This is a genomic window from Kitasatospora sp. NPDC098663 (assembly GCF_044760075.1).
Lineage (GTDB): Bacteria > Actinomycetota > Actinomycetes > Streptomycetales > Streptomycetaceae > Kitasatospora.
In genome coordinates, this window is record NZ_JBIWAP010000009.1 from 120,385 (window position 1) to 136,273 (window position 15,889).

17 protein-coding genes are annotated in these 15,889 nt (G+C 73.5%); 11 read left to right on the forward strand and 6 right to left on the reverse strand.

Annotated features, from left to right (window positions below; all coding sequences use genetic code 11):
* Positions 1 to 150 precede the first annotated feature (150 nt).
* Positions 151 to 873: an alpha/beta hydrolase family protein gene (locus ACIQVZ_RS12210; protein ID WP_402449185.1), complete on the forward strand. Its 723-nt coding sequence runs from the start codon at positions 151 to 153 to the stop codon at positions 871 to 873.
* Between the two features lie 30 nt (positions 874 to 903).
* Here ACIQVZ_RS12210 and ACIQVZ_RS12215 read toward each other — a convergent pair whose 3' ends face one another.
* Positions 904 to 1,461 carry a universal stress protein gene (locus ACIQVZ_RS12215; protein WP_350879087.1) on the reverse strand — a complete coding sequence of 186 codons (558 nt, stop codon included), beginning with the start codon at positions 1,459 to 1,461 and terminating at the stop codon, positions 904 to 906.
* A 385-nt stretch (positions 1,462 to 1,846) separates the two neighbouring features.
* Here ACIQVZ_RS12215 and ACIQVZ_RS12220 point away from each other — a divergent pair, with 385 nt between their 5' ends.
* Positions 1,847 to 3,058, forward strand: a complete 1,212-nt coding sequence (locus tag ACIQVZ_RS12220; protein ID WP_402449188.1) for an alpha/beta hydrolase family protein — start codon at positions 1,847 to 1,849, stop codon at positions 3,056 to 3,058.
* A gap of 28 nt (positions 3,059 to 3,086) precedes the next feature.
* On the opposite strand, the gene ACIQVZ_RS12225 is transcribed toward ACIQVZ_RS12220, so the two are convergent.
* The gene (locus ACIQVZ_RS12225; RefSeq protein WP_402449190.1) at positions 3,087 to 3,482 is read right to left on the reverse strand and encodes a helix-turn-helix domain-containing protein; all 396 of its coding nucleotides are present in this window, start codon (positions 3,480 to 3,482) and stop codon (positions 3,087 to 3,089) included.
* Positions 3,483 to 3,736: 254 nt separating this feature from the next.
* Here ACIQVZ_RS12225 and ACIQVZ_RS12230 point away from each other — a divergent pair, with 254 nt between their 5' ends.
* Together ACIQVZ_RS12230 and ACIQVZ_RS12235 are read left to right on the forward strand one after the other, a co-directional pair.
* Positions 3,737 to 4,936, forward strand: coding sequence for a sensor histidine kinase (locus ACIQVZ_RS12230; RefSeq protein ID WP_402449192.1), 1,200 nt, complete (start codon positions 3,737 to 3,739; stop codon positions 4,934 to 4,936).
* Positions 4,933 to 5,616 carry a response regulator transcription factor gene (locus ACIQVZ_RS12235; RefSeq protein WP_350879083.1) on the forward strand — a complete coding sequence of 228 codons (684 nt, stop codon included), beginning with the start codon at positions 4,933 to 4,935 and terminating at the stop codon, positions 5,614 to 5,616. Before ACIQVZ_RS12230 ends, ACIQVZ_RS12235 begins: the two co-directional genes overlap by 4 nt.
* Positions 5,617 to 5,848: 232 nt before the next feature.
* Here ACIQVZ_RS12235 and ACIQVZ_RS12240 read toward each other — a convergent pair whose 3' ends face one another.
* Positions 5,849 to 6,520, reverse strand: coding sequence for a TetR/AcrR family transcriptional regulator (locus ACIQVZ_RS12240; protein WP_402449195.1), 672 nt, complete (start codon positions 6,518 to 6,520; stop codon positions 5,849 to 5,851).
* Between the two features lie 124 nt (positions 6,521 to 6,644).
* Here ACIQVZ_RS12240 and ACIQVZ_RS12245 point away from each other — a divergent pair, with 124 nt between their 5' ends.
* Positions 6,645 to 7,463, forward strand: a complete 819-nt coding sequence (locus ACIQVZ_RS12245) for an MOSC N-terminal beta barrel domain-containing protein (RefSeq protein WP_350879081.1) — start codon at positions 6,645 to 6,647, stop codon at positions 7,461 to 7,463.
* A 138-nt stretch (positions 7,464 to 7,601) separates the two neighbouring features.
* On the opposite strand, the gene ACIQVZ_RS12250 is transcribed toward ACIQVZ_RS12245, so the two are convergent.
* The gene (locus ACIQVZ_RS12250) at positions 7,602 to 7,994 is read right to left on the reverse strand and encodes a ribonuclease (protein WP_402449198.1); all 393 of its coding nucleotides are present in this window, start codon (positions 7,992 to 7,994) and stop codon (positions 7,602 to 7,604) included.
* Positions 7,995 to 8,285: 291 nt separating this feature from the next.
* Here ACIQVZ_RS12250 and ACIQVZ_RS12255 point away from each other — a divergent pair, with 291 nt between their 5' ends.
* Together ACIQVZ_RS12255 and ACIQVZ_RS12260 are read left to right on the forward strand one after the other, a co-directional pair.
* On the forward strand, positions 8,286 to 9,872 hold the full coding sequence (locus ACIQVZ_RS12255) for a carboxyl transferase domain-containing protein (RefSeq protein ID WP_402449200.1): 1,587 nt from the start codon (positions 8,286 to 8,288) through the stop codon (positions 9,870 to 9,872).
* A 531-nt stretch (positions 9,873 to 10,403) separates the two neighbouring features.
* Positions 10,404 to 10,778, forward strand: coding sequence for a transglycosylase SLT domain-containing protein (locus ACIQVZ_RS12260; protein ID WP_350879079.1), 375 nt, complete (start codon positions 10,404 to 10,406; stop codon positions 10,776 to 10,778).
* A gap of 202 nt (positions 10,779 to 10,980) precedes the next feature.
* On the opposite strand, the gene ACIQVZ_RS12265 is transcribed toward ACIQVZ_RS12260, so the two are convergent.
* Positions 10,981 to 11,460: an HD domain-containing protein gene (locus ACIQVZ_RS12265; protein ID WP_402449202.1), complete on the reverse strand. Its 480-nt coding sequence runs from the start codon at positions 11,458 to 11,460 to the stop codon at positions 10,981 to 10,983.
* Positions 11,461 to 11,568: 108 nt separating this feature from the next.
* On the opposite strand from ACIQVZ_RS12265, the gene ACIQVZ_RS12270 reads away from it, so the two are divergent.
* A complete protein-coding gene (locus tag ACIQVZ_RS12270; protein WP_402449204.1) occupies positions 11,569 to 12,492 on the forward strand; it encodes an AEC family transporter in 924 nt (307 codons plus the stop codon).
* Between the two features lie 119 nt (positions 12,493 to 12,611).
* Positions 12,612 to 12,959 (forward strand): hypothetical protein, encoded by a 348-nt coding sequence (locus ACIQVZ_RS12275; RefSeq protein WP_350879076.1) that lies wholly within the window; start codon positions 12,612 to 12,614, stop codon positions 12,957 to 12,959.
* Positions 12,960 to 13,017: 58 nt separating this feature from the next.
* Here ACIQVZ_RS12275 and ACIQVZ_RS12280 read toward each other — a convergent pair whose 3' ends face one another.
* The gene (locus ACIQVZ_RS12280; RefSeq protein ID WP_350879075.1) at positions 13,018 to 13,281 is read right to left on the reverse strand and encodes a dsRBD fold-containing protein; all 264 of its coding nucleotides are present in this window, start codon (positions 13,279 to 13,281) and stop codon (positions 13,018 to 13,020) included.
* A gap of 304 nt (positions 13,282 to 13,585) precedes the next feature.
* Here ACIQVZ_RS12280 and ACIQVZ_RS12285 point away from each other — a divergent pair, with 304 nt between their 5' ends.
* Both ACIQVZ_RS12285 and ACIQVZ_RS12290 read left to right on the forward strand, forming a co-directional pair.
* Positions 13,586 to 14,524, forward strand: a complete 939-nt coding sequence (locus tag ACIQVZ_RS12285; RefSeq protein WP_402449206.1) for a DMT family transporter — start codon at positions 13,586 to 13,588, stop codon at positions 14,522 to 14,524.
* Positions 14,525 to 14,634: 110 nt separating this feature from the next.
* A complete protein-coding gene (locus tag ACIQVZ_RS12290) occupies positions 14,635 to 15,864 on the forward strand; it encodes a GNAT family N-acetyltransferase (RefSeq protein ID WP_402449208.1) in 1,230 nt (409 codons plus the stop codon).
* The last annotated feature ends 25 nt before the right edge of the window (positions 15,865 to 15,889 follow it).

Genomic DNA, 15,889 nt, shown 5'->3' on the forward strand with positions numbered 1-15,889 from the left:
GCGCCAGGCCCGGATCGCACGGACTCTTCCTACTGAAAGTAGGACGTGCTCTGGTAGCACCACTGACGCCTGACGAGGAATCATCTCCCTCGCGACGAGAAGTACAGTACCAGCTCCGTGATCAGGCACCGAACCGGAGGCGAACCCCGCATGACGAGCGCTCAACCCGAGGCCATCCCGTACGCCGACGGACGGCTCATGGACGTGCACCGCCCGCCCGCCGGCACCGCCGGGCCCGCGCCCGTCGTACTGCTGTGGCACGGCCGGGGCCCCGACGAGCGCGACGTGCTGCGGCCGCTCGCCCGGGAGGCCGCCGGGCTCGGCCTGCTGGTGCTCGTCCCGGACTGGCGCTCCGACCGGCCGGACGGCGGCCGCGCCGAACTGCTCGCCTCGCTCGCCCACGCCCGCCACACCGCCGCCGCGCACGGCGGGGACCCGGACCGCCTGGTCCTGGCCGGCTGGTCACTGGGCGGCCGGGAGGCCGTAGCCGTGGCCACCCACCCGGACACCCCCGCCGAGCAACGTCCCATCGCCGCCGTCGGCATCGCCTCCAGCTACGCCCGCCCGGCGATCACCACCGGGGACGCCCCCCTCGGCCTGCTCGCCGAGCAGGCCTCGCCCGTGCCGCTCTGGCTGGTCCACGGCACGGAGGACGGGGTGCTGGACATCGAGCACACCCGGCAACTGAGCGCTGCTCTGACAAAGCAGATGTCGGCGGTACGGGTTCTCGAACCCGCCACCGACCATGCGGGCGTCATCATGACCGTGTACGACGCCGAGGCGGACCGCTGCCTCCCCACCACCGCAGAAGCGCGGCTGCGCGCCGGCCGCCGGACCGCCGCCGTCCTCGCCCAGGCCGCCGGGCTGTCGTAGGTGGACGGCGCCGCGGGCACAACGCGCGGCCTACCGCCCCGCGACGAGGGAGCGCAGACCGTGGCCGCGCTCCATGGCCTCCAGGTCGCGCTGCAGAGGAGGCCGGGGGACGGCCAGGACGGGGCAGCTCGCGTGCCGGACGCAGTAGGCGGTGACGGAGGGGCGCAGCGCCCGGGAGAGGCAGCCGCGGCTGCTGCCGGCGCCGAGGACGAGCAGGTCGTCGGGGTGGTCGGCGAAGCGGACCAGGGTGTGTCCGGTGTCGCCGCGGACGGCCTGGCAGCGCAGCCGGACTCCGGCGTAGCGGCCGGCGAAGGCCTCGTCGAGGGCTTGCCGGAGCCGGGCGACGGCGGCGTCGCGGCCGGCGGTGATCGCGGCCGGGCAGGGGGTGCGGCGGTAGCCGATCTCCTCGCCGGGTGAGGTCCAGCAGAGGAGGGCGAGGACCTCGGCGTCGGTGCGGTGGGCTTCGGCGACGGCGTGGTGGAGGGCGGCGAGGCTGCCGAGCGAGCCGCTGACGCCGACGACGATCCGGCCCGCGCGGTCGGCCCGCTCCGCCGCCTCGTCCGCGCCGGATATCTCGCTGTCCGCCATGGTTCGCCCCGCCTCTCGGTCCGTACCGCCGTGCCGTGCTGTCGTCCTCCAGCAAAGCGGGCCGGCGCCGCACCTCCGGTGCCCGTTGACACGCCTCTGACGCGCGCGCGGGTGTTCCGTACGTGTCCCTGATGCCCCGGGGTCGCTACAACACGGTCCGGTACGCCTCCAGGTGGTCGGCCAGCTCTGCGGTAGGGCCCGGCGTCGTGTTCGTCGTAGGCCAGGACGAAGGTGGCGCTAGACGATGCCGGCGAAGGGAACCCCGCGCCGCACGACATACTCCCGGCGGGTGACTCCCGTACCTCGCGGGGGCTACGAACGACACCAGAATGCTTACATCCATGGGCTGATTCGATACGGAGCTGCGGAACCTAGCGTCGATCCCATGAAACGCAATCGCCGTATCAGCGCTGTCGCGGTGCTGACGCTCGCCGCCCTCGTCACCGGAACCGGCGCCGGGTTCGCCGCCACGACCACACCGTCGGCCACACCGGTGACCACGCACGCGTTCGACACCGCACCGGCCACGGCCACCGCGCCCACGCGGTCCTTCCAAGGCACGCTCCCCGCGCCGACCGGCCCCTCCGCCGCCGGCGAGGACGTCATCCACCTCACCGACGCGAGCCGTCCCGACCCGTGGGTGCCGTCATCCGGTCCCCGCCAACTGACCGTCACGATGGTCTACCCGGCCGTCCCCGGGACCGGGACTCCGGCCCCTTACATGACCCTCGCCGAGGCAGCCGGAATCATCCAGCGCCGGAACATGCCGGCGAGCTCCGGCGTCACCCCGGAGAGCCTTTCCAGCGTCACCACTCACGCCTTCGACGGCGCGCGGCCGCAGCGCGGCAAGCATCCGCTGGTGGTCCTCTCACCCGCGTCCGAGAACCCGCGCATGATGCTCACCTCGCTCGCGACCGACCTGGCCAGTCACGGCTACGTCGTCGCGCTCGTCGGCCACACCTACGAGGACAGCGGCGAGACGCTGGCGAACGGCCAGACGCCGCCGTGCGCGATCTGCGACGACCCGACGCGGATCGACTTCGACGCCGAAGCCGTCAGCCGCGCGCGGGACGTGTCCTTCGTGATCGACCAGTTGACGCACGGCAATACCGCGTGGCCCCTGGCACACCTCATCGACAAGCACGAGATCGGCATGGCCGGACACTCCCTCGGCGGAGCGGCGGCCGCCGACACGATGATCGCCGACCCGCGCGTACGGGCCGGAGTGAACATGGACGGCACCTTCCACCCGGTCCCGATGCCCGGCCAGATCGACCGGCCGTTCCTTATGCTGGGTATCGCCGACAGCCACACGCCCGGCAGCGGCGACGGCATCGTGTGGGACCGGGCCTGGGCCGCCCTCGGCGGCTACAAGAAGTGGCTGACGGTCACCGGCGCCGACCACTTCAGCTTCTCCGACGGGGACCTGCTTCAGGAGCAGGCCGGGTTCCCGACGGCGCCCCTCTCCCCGGAACGCGGGATGGCGATCACCCGCGAGTACGTGACGGCGTTCTTCGACCAGACGCTGAAGGGGATCCACAGTCCGCTGCTGGACGGCCCCTCGCCGAACAATCCGGAAGTACTCTTCCAGCCCTAGGACAGCGCCGCGTTGATCCTTCGGGGGTTCATGCGGCTTTGAGCGGGCTGCCGTCGCAGGTCCAGCGGTAGGGCCCGGCGTCGTGTTCGTCGAAGGCCAGGACGAAGGTGTCGACGGCCGCGGCCAGTTCGTCGCGGGAGGCGAACTGGCCGCGGCGCAGTGGACGCCGGGTCAGGGTGGAGAAGAACAGTTCGACTTGGCCGCGCCGCGCGGTGTGTTCGGGGGTGTGGTGGATGTACTCGAACTCCCGGCAGGTGCTGCCCGGGGCGGCCGGGCCGGTCGGCGGTCGGGCGGTCGCGGCGGCGATGACCTGCAGTTTGTCCTCGGCGGACAAGCGGGGCCGCCCCAGCGGCCGGGGCCGGTCGACGAGCGCGGCCAGCCGCTCGGCGGTGAACCGCTTGCGCCAGGAGCGGACGGTGTCCACCTGCCGCGCGGCCCGTGGCGGCGTTCGACATTCCCTCGGCCAGTGCCAGGACCACCGAAGCACGCTGCACCTTTGTCGCGTCCTGGAGAGCGATCACCGACGGATTCGTCATGGCCATGAACCTAGGAACGGACCATGATCCATCGCGTCGGCTGGCGAATGCACCTCTCCCCAGGCCATCGGCCCGGCGGTGTACCGGTGCGTACATCCCCGGGACGACGCGCAGAGCCGACGCCACTGAATACGATCTCCGCATGGAAGAGCCTCTCCAGCGTCTCTCGACATCGAAGCGCGTGACCTGGCTGACGTCACCGGCCGTGGTGCTGACCACCGCCTGCTTCTACGCGCTGATGCTCCCCTTGACAATGCCGACCCCTGAGTACGGCCTGTTCCGGTTCCCCGGCCTCGAACCCGTCCAGATGCTGGGTCTGTGCGTCGTACTCGCCCTTCCGGTTCTGCTGGTGCGCCGCCTGCCGGCGACCGTCTTCGCGGTGATCCTGGGCGAATCAGTCCTCGGCGACGCCTTCGGCGCGCGGCCCGTTGTCATGTTCGTCCTGCTCGTCGCCTTGGGCGGGTACCTCGCCGCCCGGCGGCCGAAGGCTGCCGCCGCCGTCGGCTCCGTCGCCTGCGTCGCGGCCGTGTTCGTCTACGACATCCACGCCCCCGGGCAGTCCGTCGGCGACGCGGCCCAGTGGGCCGGGGCGCTCGCGTTGTGGTTCGCGGTCGCGTGGGTCTTCGGGGGGGTGTATCGCAAACGCCGTGAGTACCTCGAAGCCCTGCACGAGCAGAGGGCGGCCCGCGCCGTCGTGACCGAGCGGCTGCGGATCGCCCGCGAACTGCACGACAGTGTCGCGCACAGCATCGGGATCATCACGGTGCTGTCGGGAGCGGCGGCGCGGGTCGTGGAGACCAAGCCCGAGCAGGCGCGGCAGGCGCTGTGCGGCATCGAGACCACCAGCCGGGAGACCCTGCTCGGGCTGCAGCGCATGCTCGGGGCGCTACGCCGCGCCGAGCCGGACGACGCCATGCCGCAGGCCGCTCCGCTGGCGCCGGCCGGCAGCCTGGCCGACGTCCCGCTACTCGCCGAACGCACGGCCGACGCCGGGGTGCGGGTCCACGTGACCTGGCAGGGCGAGCAGCGTCCACTGCCGCCGGAGATCGAACTGTCGGCATTCCGGATCATCCAGGAGTCGGTGACCAACGTGGTGCGGCACTCCGGGGCGCGAACGTGCCGGGTCGCGGTCGGTTACGAGCCGGAAGGAGTGAGGATCGAGGTGGTGGACGATGGGGACGACGGTTCCGGCGGGCCGGGCCGTCCGAGGCACTCCGCGGCCGGCGGGAGCGGCTTCGGCCTGCTCGGCATGCGCGAGCGGGTGTCGCTGCTGTCCGGCCAGTTCAGCGCGGGCCGGTGTCCGGAGGGCGGATTCCGGGTGACGGCGAGGCTCCCGGCATGAGCGTGCGGGTGCTGCTGGTCGATGACCAGCCGCTGATGCTGGTCGGGCTCGGGATCCTGATCGGCAGCACCGCCGACCTGGAGGTGGTCGGCGAGGCCGGCGACGGCCGCGAGGCGGTGCGCCTGGTACGTGAGCTGCGGCCGGACGTCGTGGTGATGGACATCCGGATGCCGGGCATGGACGGGATCGAGGCGACCCGGCAGGCGACCGCCGAACCGGACCCGCCCAAGGTGCTGGTGCTGACGACCTTCGACGACGACGAGTACGTCTACGGCGCACTGCGCGCCGGCGCCAGCGGATTCCTGCTCAAGAGCATGGCCCTGGACGCGATCCTGGACGCGATCCGCGTGGTGGCGGCCGGCGAGGCGTTGCTCGCGCCGAGCGTGACCCGACGGCTGATCGCGGACTTCGCCGGAACATCCGGCCCCGCGGCCCCCGAACCGGACGCCGAGCCCGCCGCGGACTCGAGCCTCATCGCGGAGATCACCGACCGGGAGCGCGAGGTGCTGGCACTGGTCGGACAGGGACTGTCGAACACCGAGATAGCCGAGCGGCTGGTGATCAGCGCGGCGACGGCGAAGACCCATGTCGCGCGTCTGTTCGCCAAGCTCGAGGCTCGGGACCGCGTCCACCTGGCGATCATCGCCTTCGACACCGGACTCGTGCCGCGCAGACGGTAGGGCAGGACGAGAAGAACGATCGCCGACCACGAGTTCGCCGCGTTCGCGGGCTGCGCCGGCTCACCCACCTGCACCCGGGCCTCTGCCGGAGGTCACCTCGGGCAGAAGGCCGAGAGCGTCGTAGCCCGCTTCCGGGGTCGAGGAGGATCGGACCGGCAACCCCCGAAGGATCAACGCGGCGCCGCACTGGTGAAGGCGAAGGCCGACCTCTTCCCGGCGTGGAACGGCGCGCCTACGCCTCCGGTGGTTCGGCTTCCCAGAGGTCGGCGAACATCCGGTCCAGGTGTTCCTCACCGATCGGGGGGACGGGCAGCGGGTGGGTGGCCTGGGCGCGGAAGCCGTCGAGGAGCAGGGCGAGGTAGCGGCGCCAGAGGTCGGGGCGCAGGTCGGTGGTGGCGGGCAGGGCGCGGCAGAGCGGGCCGAGCAGGAAGAGCAGGTCCATGGTGACCACGTCGCGCCGCATGGTGCCCTGGTGCTGGGCGCGGGCGATGAGGGCGCCGACGGTGGCGGCGTTCCGGCGGCTGATCTCGATCATGCCGGGGATGGTGGGGATGGCCTGGGTGACGAGGTCGTTGATGCCCCGGTCGGCGGCGACGAGTTCGAAGATGCGCTCGAAGTAGCGTTCGAGGGCGGTCCAGGCGTCCTCGGCGGCGAGGGCTTCCTCGCCGGCCCCGGCCAGGCCGACGGCGGCGTCGGCGAACACCTCGCCGATCAACGCCTCGCGGGTCGGGAAGTGGCGGTAGAGGGTGGCGTTGCCGACGCCGGCCTCCTTGGCGATCTGGTCCAGCGGAACGTCGAGGCCGTGCCGGGAGAACATGCCGCGGGCGGCGGCGAGCAGCAGGTCGCGGTTGCGCTGGGCGTCGCGCCGGAGCCTTCCCGGGGGGTTCGCGCTGCTCGATGCCATGTCCCGACCCTAGCAATCCCGGGGGCGGGCGGTCGGGCGGCGGTCAACTACCCTACGCAGGCGTTGATTCCGCGAGGGGTCCGGAGCGGCCCGCGCAGGGCTGCGGCGAGTCGAGGGGGCGGCCATGGCCGAAGTGGTGGAGTTGCGGTACTACCCGGTGAAGGGGTGTGCCGGGGTCGAGGTGGCGCGGGCGGAGCTGACTCCGGCGGGGCTGGCCCACGACCGGGCGTTCATGGTGGTGGACGAGGACGGGGTGTTCCGCTCCCAGCGCCGGGACCCTCTGCTGGCCACGGTCCGCCCGGCGGTCGGGGAGGACGGCCGCCGGCTGACCCTCGACGCCCCGGGCGTGGAGCCGGTGGCCGTCGCCGTGGACACCGAGGGGCCGCGCCGAGCGGTGCGGCTGTTCGGCGCCCCGTTCTTCGGGATCGACCAGGGCGAGGAGGTGGCCGGCTGGCTGTCCGGAGTGCTGGGTGTCCGCAGCCGGCTGGTCCGGGTGCCACCGGAGCACGACCGGGTGACGGACGGGCTGGTACCGGGCACGTCCGGCTACGCCGACAGCTGCGCGGTGCACCTGCTGTCCCGCGCGTCACTGGATCGCTTCAACGCGCTGAGCGGCGGACTCCCCCTGTCGGCGGACCGGTTCCGCCCGAACCTGGTGGTGGACGGCTGGGACGAACCGCACACCGAGGACCTGACCCGCCGGATCACCGTGGGCGGCGCCGAGTTGGCCTATGCCAAGCTCGCGATCCGCTGCTCGGTGACGCTGGTCGACCAGTCGACGGGCGCGAAGGCCGGTCCGGAGCCGCTGCGGACGCTGGCCGGCTACCGCCGGGCGGCGGTCGGCGGGGTCGCGTTCGGCAGCAAGTTCGCGGTGCTGCGGCCCGGCACGCTGCGGGTCGGGGACGAGCTGGTGGTGGACGCCTGGGGGCCGTCCGAGCTCTGAGGCCGGTCGCGGCGGGCCGCCGGGGCGGGCGGGGGTCGCCTCTCGGCGATCCGCCGGGCCCGTCGTTCCGGCGGCCCCTGCGTTCCGGCGGCCCCGGCGGAGACGTGCGCCGGGGCCGGAAGGGGTGTGGGGTGCGTGTCAGCAGCCCTGGTCGATCAGCGAGAACGTGACGTAGTGGTCACCGGTGTAGTAGTCCTCCTGGACCGCCTGACCGGTGATGATCCGACGGGTGCCGCGGGTCGGGGCGCCGGGCGTGATGACGGTGTACTCGTGGTAGTAGCCGTTGGACTGGCTGGGCAGGACGTGCTCCCTGTTCTGGAACACGACGCCGTCCTGGGAGTACGGGAACGGCCCGTCGGTGGCGATCAGGTTGAGGGTGTCGGTCGCCTCGGGCGGGAGGGCGGACAGACACACCGTGCCGCTCACGTCGGCGTGCGCCTCGGTGGCGACGGCGACGGGCGCGAGGGTCATCAGGGCGACGGCGGTGACGGCGGCAGCGCGGGTCTTCCACGCGCGTAGAGTGCGGGTCATGTCCACCAGTGTGACCAGCCACCGACAACTCCGGAAGGCCTGCGACAAACTATTAACCGACGGGTAACTCACCTGTCTGACCAGCGACTTGAGTCGTATCCCGGCCCCGACCCGAGCCCGGCCGGCGCCGTCCACGAACCGCCCGGACACCCCATGGGTCGACCGCCGTCGAACTAGCGACCCGACCGCTGTCGGCCTCCTCACAGCTTCCACACGTTCGCTCCCCGCTCCAGTCGCGCCGCATAGAGTGACGGATCATGTCGGACCGGAACGACCGCTGACGGAGTGGGCATGAACACGGGGACGAACACGGAAACGAGCGCGGGCACGGGCACGGGAACCCACCCGGCCACGGGCACGGGCGCACCGTTGACCGCGCGGCAGCTGATCGGACTGCTGGTCGACCCGGACGGCTTCCAGCGCTGGGACGAGCCGCCCGGGGGCCCGCCCGCCGACCCCGGCTACCGCGCCTCGCTCGACCGGGCCCGCGCACGCACCGATCTCGACGAGGCCGTCCTCACCGGCGCGGGCCTGGTCGGCGGGCGACCGGTGGCGCTGGTCGCCTCCGAGTTCGGCTTCCTCGGCGGCTCGATCGGCGTGGCCACCGCCGAGCGGATCACCCGCGCCGTCGAGCGCGCCACCGCCGAGCGGCTGCCGCTGCTCGCCCTGCCCGTCTCCGGCGGGACGCGCATGCAGGAGGGGTCGGCGGCCTTCCTGTGCATGCTGCGGATCACCGCCGCCGTCCAGGCGCACCGCGCGGCCGGTCTCCCCTATCTCACCTATCTACGGAACCCGACCATGGGCGGGGTCTTCGCCTCCTGGGGCACGCTCGGCCAGCTGGTGTTCGCCGAGCCGGGCGCCCGGCTCGGCTTCCTCGGCCCGCGCGTGTACGAGGAACTGCGCGGCGTGGAACTGCCCCCGGACGTACAGCGGGCGGAGACGCTCGCCGGACGCGGCCTGGTGGACGCCGTCGTGCCGCCCGAGGACCTGCGCGAGCTGGTCCGCCGCACGCTCGCCGTCCTCGCCACCACCGCGCCCGCCCCGGGCCGCGCGGACACCGCCGGCACCAGCACCCCCGACCCCTCTCCCGCTCCCGACGGGGCCGCCGAACACCCCGACGCCTGGGATTCCGTCCGCCGCACCCGTCGCCCCGACCGCCCGGGCACCCGCGAGCTGCTGCGCCACACCGCCGAGGAACTGGTGCTGCTGGACGCCCCCGGCGGGCGGGGCGGCGCACTGGTCCGCGCCCTCGCCGTCCTCGGGGGTCGGCCGGTGCTGGTGGTCGGCCAGCAGCGGCAGACCCCGGAGCACGAGCGCCCGTTCACCGCCGCCGACCTGCGGGCCGTCCGGCGCACCGCGCGGGTGGCGGAGCAACTGGGGCTGCCGCTGGTCACGGTCGTCGACACGGCCGGGGCCGAACTGTCCGCGCAGGCCGAGCTGGACGGGATCGCGGTCGAGATCGCGCACTGCCTGACCACCCTGCTGGCGCTGCGCACGCCCGTCCTGGCGGTGCTGCTCGGCCAGGGCTCGGGCGGCGGCGCACTCGCGCTGCTCCCGGCCGATCGGGTGCTCGCCGCAGGGCACGCCTGGCTGGCACCACTGCCACCGGAGGGCGCGTCCGCGATCGTCCACCGGGACGGCGGGCACGCCGCCGAGCTGGCCCGCTCCCAGGGCATCGGCGCGGGCCACCTGGCGCAGGTCGGGCTGGTGGACGAGGTGGTCGAGGAGCGGCCGGACGCGGCGGACGAGCCGGAGGCGTTCTGCGCGCGGCTGGGACGGGCGGTGGGTGCCGCGCTCGGCGGGCTGGCGGCGTTGCCGGAGCCGGACCGCCTCGCGGCGCGGGCCCTGCGTCACCGCCGGCTCGGCGACCTTCGCTGAACGTCGGCGGGAGCCTGCCGGTCCCCGTCGGGGCCCGACGCTCGCCCCCGGGCCCCGGCGGGTGTGGCGCCGGTCTCAACGGGGGCGAGATCGTCTGTACCCAACGTGCCGGCCGCAGACCGGCGGGTGATGGCCGCAGCGGCCCAAACGGTGAGTGCGCTCACACCGGAATGCGGTCCACGACGGGCGGTAGTGGCAGCTTCCGGGCACCCGTGCCCCGCCCCGCCAACGGGGTGTTCGCGCAGGTCAGCGGCGGTCGGTGCGCTCCGCGTAGCTGACCCTTCGAATCCACGGCGACCGCCCCCCGTACGACCGGGGGTCGTAACAAGGGGGTCTTGGCGACGCCCGATCCGGCATGCCAACAATGGCTCAGTCGTCAGCCGCACCGGCACCTGTCCCGCCGGTAGCGACTTACTGCCAGGTCACGCCCCACGACCATTTCGGCCCCTGTCCGGCCATGGTCCAAGGCGGGGCGCGACCCGGCCCAACCTGATTGAGGTCCTGTTCTAGATGCCCACTTTCAAGCTCCGTATGCGCACTTCCGCCGCGATTCTCGCCGGCGCCGCCGGTCTGACCGCCCTGGGCGCGGGTGTGCTGCCCGCCACCGCGAACGCCGCCACCCTGTCCCCGCAGGCCGTGGCCGCCCAGATCGTCCCGGCGAACCAGCTGGCCTCCTTCAGCCAGATCATCGCCCACGAGTCCAGCTGGAACGTGACCGCGACCAACGCCAGCTCGGGCGCGTACGGCCTGGCCCAGGCGCTGCCGGGCTCCAAGATGGCGACGCACGGCTCCGACTGGAAGACCAACGCGACCACCCAGATCAAGTGGGCGCTGGACTACATGAACTCCCGCTACGGCAGCCCGAACGCCGCCTGGACCTTCTGGCAGGCCAACCACTGGTACTAAGCCGACCACCTCGGCTCACCGGACTCCACCCGCATCCTGACCATTCCCCCCTCACCCCGGGGGTCGGACAGGGATCACCGGGGTGACCCCAGAGGGCCCGGGCCCGCGCGATCCGCGTGGCCCGGGCCCTCTCGTGGTTCCCGCACTCCTCTCGCAGGTCGCGCGACGCCTCCAGTCGCTCGCCCGGGCCGCGCCCCGCCGCTCAGAGCTCGCCGGTGAGCCCGAGCAGTTCCCGCATCCGCGCGTACTTGGCGGCCAACCGCTCGGCGGTCGCGGCGTCCAGCGCGGCCAGCCGGACCGGGTCCGAGTTGTGGGCGAGGTCGGCACGCTTGACCAGCAGCGCGCCCGGCACGGCCAGGACCCGCGCGGTGTACGCCTCGACCGGCTCGTCGGGGCGGCGGGTGAGCGCGTCCACGATCGCCTTGGTGGCCCCGGGCAACGCGGCCCCCGCCAGCCACTCCCGGCTCAACCGGTCGTCCTCGACGGTGTCGTGCAGCCAGCCCGCCGCGATCTGGGCGTCGCTGCCACCGCGCGCGGCCGTCCCGTGGGCGACCGCCGCGATGTGCTCGCCGTACGGGTGGCCGTTCTTGTCGACCTGCCCCTCGTGCGCGCGGCGGGCGATCGCCTCCACCTCGGCCAGGCTCAGGTACTCGGGTTCCACCGGCGCGTTCTCGGGCTCCATCGGCTCATCGTAGGCCCGTGGTCTCCCCGTTCACGCTCACTGGTTTACTGCCCCGGGGCGGGAGACCCCCGGCCCACCCGGCAGACCGTCCGAGCGATCCGAGGAACCATGCCAGCCCTGCACCCCCTGCTGTCCGGATTCGCCCCGATCTGGGCGCTGACCGGGATCGGCTACCTGGTCGGCCGGACCGGACTGCTCGGGCCGCACGCGGAGCCGGTGCTCAACCGGTTCGTCTTCCACGTGGCGATGCCGGCCTCACTGTTCCTGATGATCGTCCGCACCCCGCTGGACCACTTCGCCAACCCCTCGATGCTCGCCTTCACCGCCGGCACCGTCGTCTCGATCGGCCTCGGACTGCTCGCCGGGCGCCTGCTGTTCCGGCGCAGGACCGGCGAGTTGGCGATCGGCGCGATGGCCTGCGGGTACGTCAACTCGGCCAACCTCGGCATCCCGGTGGCGATGCAGCTCCTCGGTGACGCCTCCTTCGTCGCACCGGTGGTGCTGTTCCAGATCCTGGTGGTCACGCCCGCCGTGCTGGCCGTCCTCGACGGCGGCGCGGCCGGCCGCCGGGCCCTGCTCACCCTGCCGCTGCGCAACCCCATCCTGTTGGCCACCGCGCTCGGCGCCGCCGCCTCCGCCTGCGGGCTGCACCTGCCCGCCGAGCTGAACCGCTCCTGCGAACTGCTCGGCGGCGCCGCCGTGCCGACCGCCCTGGTCGCCCTCGGCATGTCGCTGCACAACCGCCCGCCGGCCACCGGCCGTTCGCTCCGCGCCGAGGTCGGACTGACCGTCGCGGTCAAGACCCTGATACAGCCGCTGGTCGCCTTCGCCGTGGCCGGCCCGCTGCTCCACCTCCCCGCGCACCAACTCCTCACCGTGGTGCTCTTCTCCGCCCTGCCCACCGCGCAGAACGTCTACGTCTACGCCCGCGAGTACGGCCAGGGCACCGGGCTCGCCCGGGACTCGGTGCTCTGGTCGACCCTGGCCTCGATGGCGACCCTGTCGGCGATCAGCTGGTCCCTCGCCGCGTAGCCGGAGCCTCCCGGAGAGGTGACGACCACCCGTACACGGCACGACAGTTGTCCCCCGCGAGCCGTACAAAAGCGGGGAACCGGGGCCCTCGCCGGACTCCCGGTGGAATGCTGGCGCCCATGAGCCAACCGGACCTTCGTTCCGCAGAGTTCCACCACTGTCCGTCCGTCGTCACGCTGCCGCAGGCGGACGTGGACCACTACAACACCGTTCCGCGCGGTGCCTTCCTGATCGATCCGCGCCTGCGCTGCGACCTCGCCGGCGGGCACGGCGGCACCCATTCCGCGCTGGTCCAGGGCGTGGGCTACGACCTGCACTGGGCGTCCTGGCCCGAGTACCTGGTCGAGGTCGGGCCGCGCTGCCCGGCCGTCGGCCCGTACGAGGGTCCGGAGCCGCCGCGCGACCCCGACATCTGCCTGCTGCGCGAGGACCACCCCGGGCCGCACTACGGCGAGACCTGGTTCTGACGCCCATATGGTCCCGCGCCGTCCCGTGCGGGGGCGGGACGGCCGACGGGGGCGGGGGTCAGTAGATCAGGTACCCCGGGCGGTGTCCTTCGTCGTCGATCTCCCCGGTGGCCTGCGCCCGCAGCTTGCGGGACAGCTCCTCCAGGGCTCTGGAGGCCGCGACCTCCTCACCGATCCTGGCGAGCGGGCGGTCGTCCGTGCTCTTCATCGACTCCCCGTGGGCGCGCAAGCCCGGCGCCCGCGCACCGATCAGCCTGGCCTCGCACGCCGTGTGCACTCCGTCTTCCTCGAAGCTCAGCTCCACGTCCCACTGGTTGTGCATGCCACACCTCCTGGCAGCGGCCCCCTCGCGCCTGTCCGGACCGGCACGGACGGTGAGCCGTGGCGGCCGCTCACACCAGCGTGCGCCCGTCCGGCCGGTGGCGGCAAGCGGGCCCGGCCCGGGGCTGCGGACCCGGCCCCGGAACCGGCTCGCCCGCCCCGGATCTCCCGGCCCCGGCTGCTCTCCGCCGCCGGCCGGGCCGCGTCGCCGCCCCGGCGGTACGCTGACGGAAGCGCGCCGCGACCGCCGACCGAACCCGGACCCGCCGGCGCGGCGCGGGCAGTGACAACCGGGTGGTCCCTCCGTGGCGGTCTTCCTCCTCGCCCTCAGTGCCGCCTGCTGCCTGGGCCTCGGCTTCGTCCTCCAGCAGCACGCGGCGCAGCGGGCGCCCCGTGCCGACCTGCTGCACTGGCGGCTGCTCCTGGACCTGATGCGGATGCCCGAGTGGCTGCTCGGCACCGGGTTCATGGTGTGCGGACTGATCCTGTCCGCGCTCGCCCTCAACCAGGGCGAGGTGTCGCTCGTCGAGCCGCTGCTCGCGACCAACCTGCTGTTCGCCATGGCGCTCTCCCGGGTGCTCACCCGCCAAACCCTCGGCCGCTCGGGCTGGGCCGGGGTGCTGCTGCTCGGCCTCGGGGTGACGGCGTTCATCGTGGCCGGGCGGCCCACCGGCGGCGGTGCGCCCGCCGGGGAACTGCGGCACTGGCTGGTGGTCGGCACGGTGGTCGGGCTGACCCTGCTCCTGGTCTCGTTGGCCCGGCGGCTGCCGCTGTTCGAGGAGGCCACCCTGCTGGCCCTCGCCGCCGGCCTGCTCTACGGCCTCCAGGACGCGCTGACCCGCACCACCACGCAGCGCCTCGACCACAGCGGGCTGGACGCGGTGCTGCGCAGTTGGCAGCCGTACGCGGTGGTGGCGGCGGGCGTGGTCGGGCTGCTGCTGGTGCAGAGCGCCTTCGAGGCCGCGCCGCTGCGGATGTCCCTGCCGGCGCTGACCGCCGCCCAGCCGCTGTCCGGGATCGCCTGCGCGGTCGGCTTCCTCGGCGACCGGCTGCGGGTGACGCCGGGTGCGCTGGCCTGGCAGTGCGCCGGACTGCTGGCCATCGTGGTCGGGGTGATCGTGATCGGCCGCCACCCGGCGATGCCGGGCAGCGTCCGCGAAACCCTGGAGAGCGTCGGGGCGCCACCGCAGGACGAGCGGCCCGAGGAAGGCCCCGGAGGCCGTCCGGGAGACGGTCCGGCCTGACCACCGGCGCCGGACCGTAATTCGCTTGACCGGGCCACGGGTCGACGCTGCACTGTGGCGGGGCACCCGAGCCGTGGTGCCGTCGTCATCCAGGGGAGGAAACGGCAGCGATGGAGATCCGTCCGACAACCGATCAGGACCTCGACGTCTACGTCGACACGCTCCATGCCGCGTTCGGGCTCTTCCCGGAAACCCCGACCGACGGCGGCGGGCTCTGGTGGTCGGCGGCCGAGATAGACCGCAACCTGCTCGCCGTGACGGCGGAGGGGCGGCCCGTCGGCACCGCCGGCGCGTACACCTTCGAGCTCACCCTGCCCGGTGAGGCCATCGTCCCCACCAGCGGGGTGACCGGCGTCGGCGTCCTGCCCTCGCACCGGCGCCAGGGCGTGCTCACCGCGATGATGCGGCGCCAGCTCGCCGGGTTCCGGGCCCGCGGGGAGTTCCTCTCCGTGCTGCTGGCCTCCGAGGCCGTGATCTACCGCAGGTTCGGCTACGGACCGGCGACCTACACGCAGCGGCTGACGGTGCCGCGCCACCGGGCCGCCTTCGCCCTCCCCCGGGCGCGCGGAACGGCCGACACCGCGGCGCCCGGCCCGGGCGCCGGCTCGATCGAGCTGCTGCGGCGGGCCGAGTGCGGCGAGATCCTGGAAGCGGTCTACGACCGGTACCGCCGCACGCAGCCCGGCGCGCTGTCCCGGCCGCACCGCTGGTGGGCCTTGGGCGCGGGCCGGCCCCCGGTCTCCTCGGCCTCGCGCTACGTCGCCGTCCACCGGGATGCCAGCGGTGTCCCGGACGGCTACGCCAGCTACTCGCTCGACGACGGCACCTTGACGGTCGACGAGACCATCGCCACCGACGACGCCGTCGCCACGGCCCTGGCCCGGTTCGCGCTCGAACACGACCTGGTCTCGCAGGTCGTGTTCAAGCACGTTCCGTCCGACCACCCGCTGCGCTGGCAGCTCGCGGACTTCAACGCCGGCGAGGGGAGCAGCAGCACCGACTGGCTCTGGGTGCGGCTGCTGGACGTCCCGCGGGCGCTGACCTCGCGCGGCTGGTTCGTGGACGGCGAGCTCGTCCTCGACGTCGACGACCCGTTCCTCGGCGAGCACGGCCGCTATCTGCTGACCGTCCGGGACGGGAAGGCCGAGTGCGTCCCGACGGACCGGGAGCCCGACCTGTCCCTGGACGTGAGCGACCTGGGCTCGGTCTACCTCGGCGGCACCACCCCGAGCACGCTCGTGCGGGCCGGGCACATCCGGGCCCACCGCCCGGGCGCGGCCGCCCTCGCCGACGCCCTCTTCGGCGCCGAGCGCGCCCCGCACTGCCTGCACTGGTTCTGACCGGCTGGTTCTGACGGACTGGTTC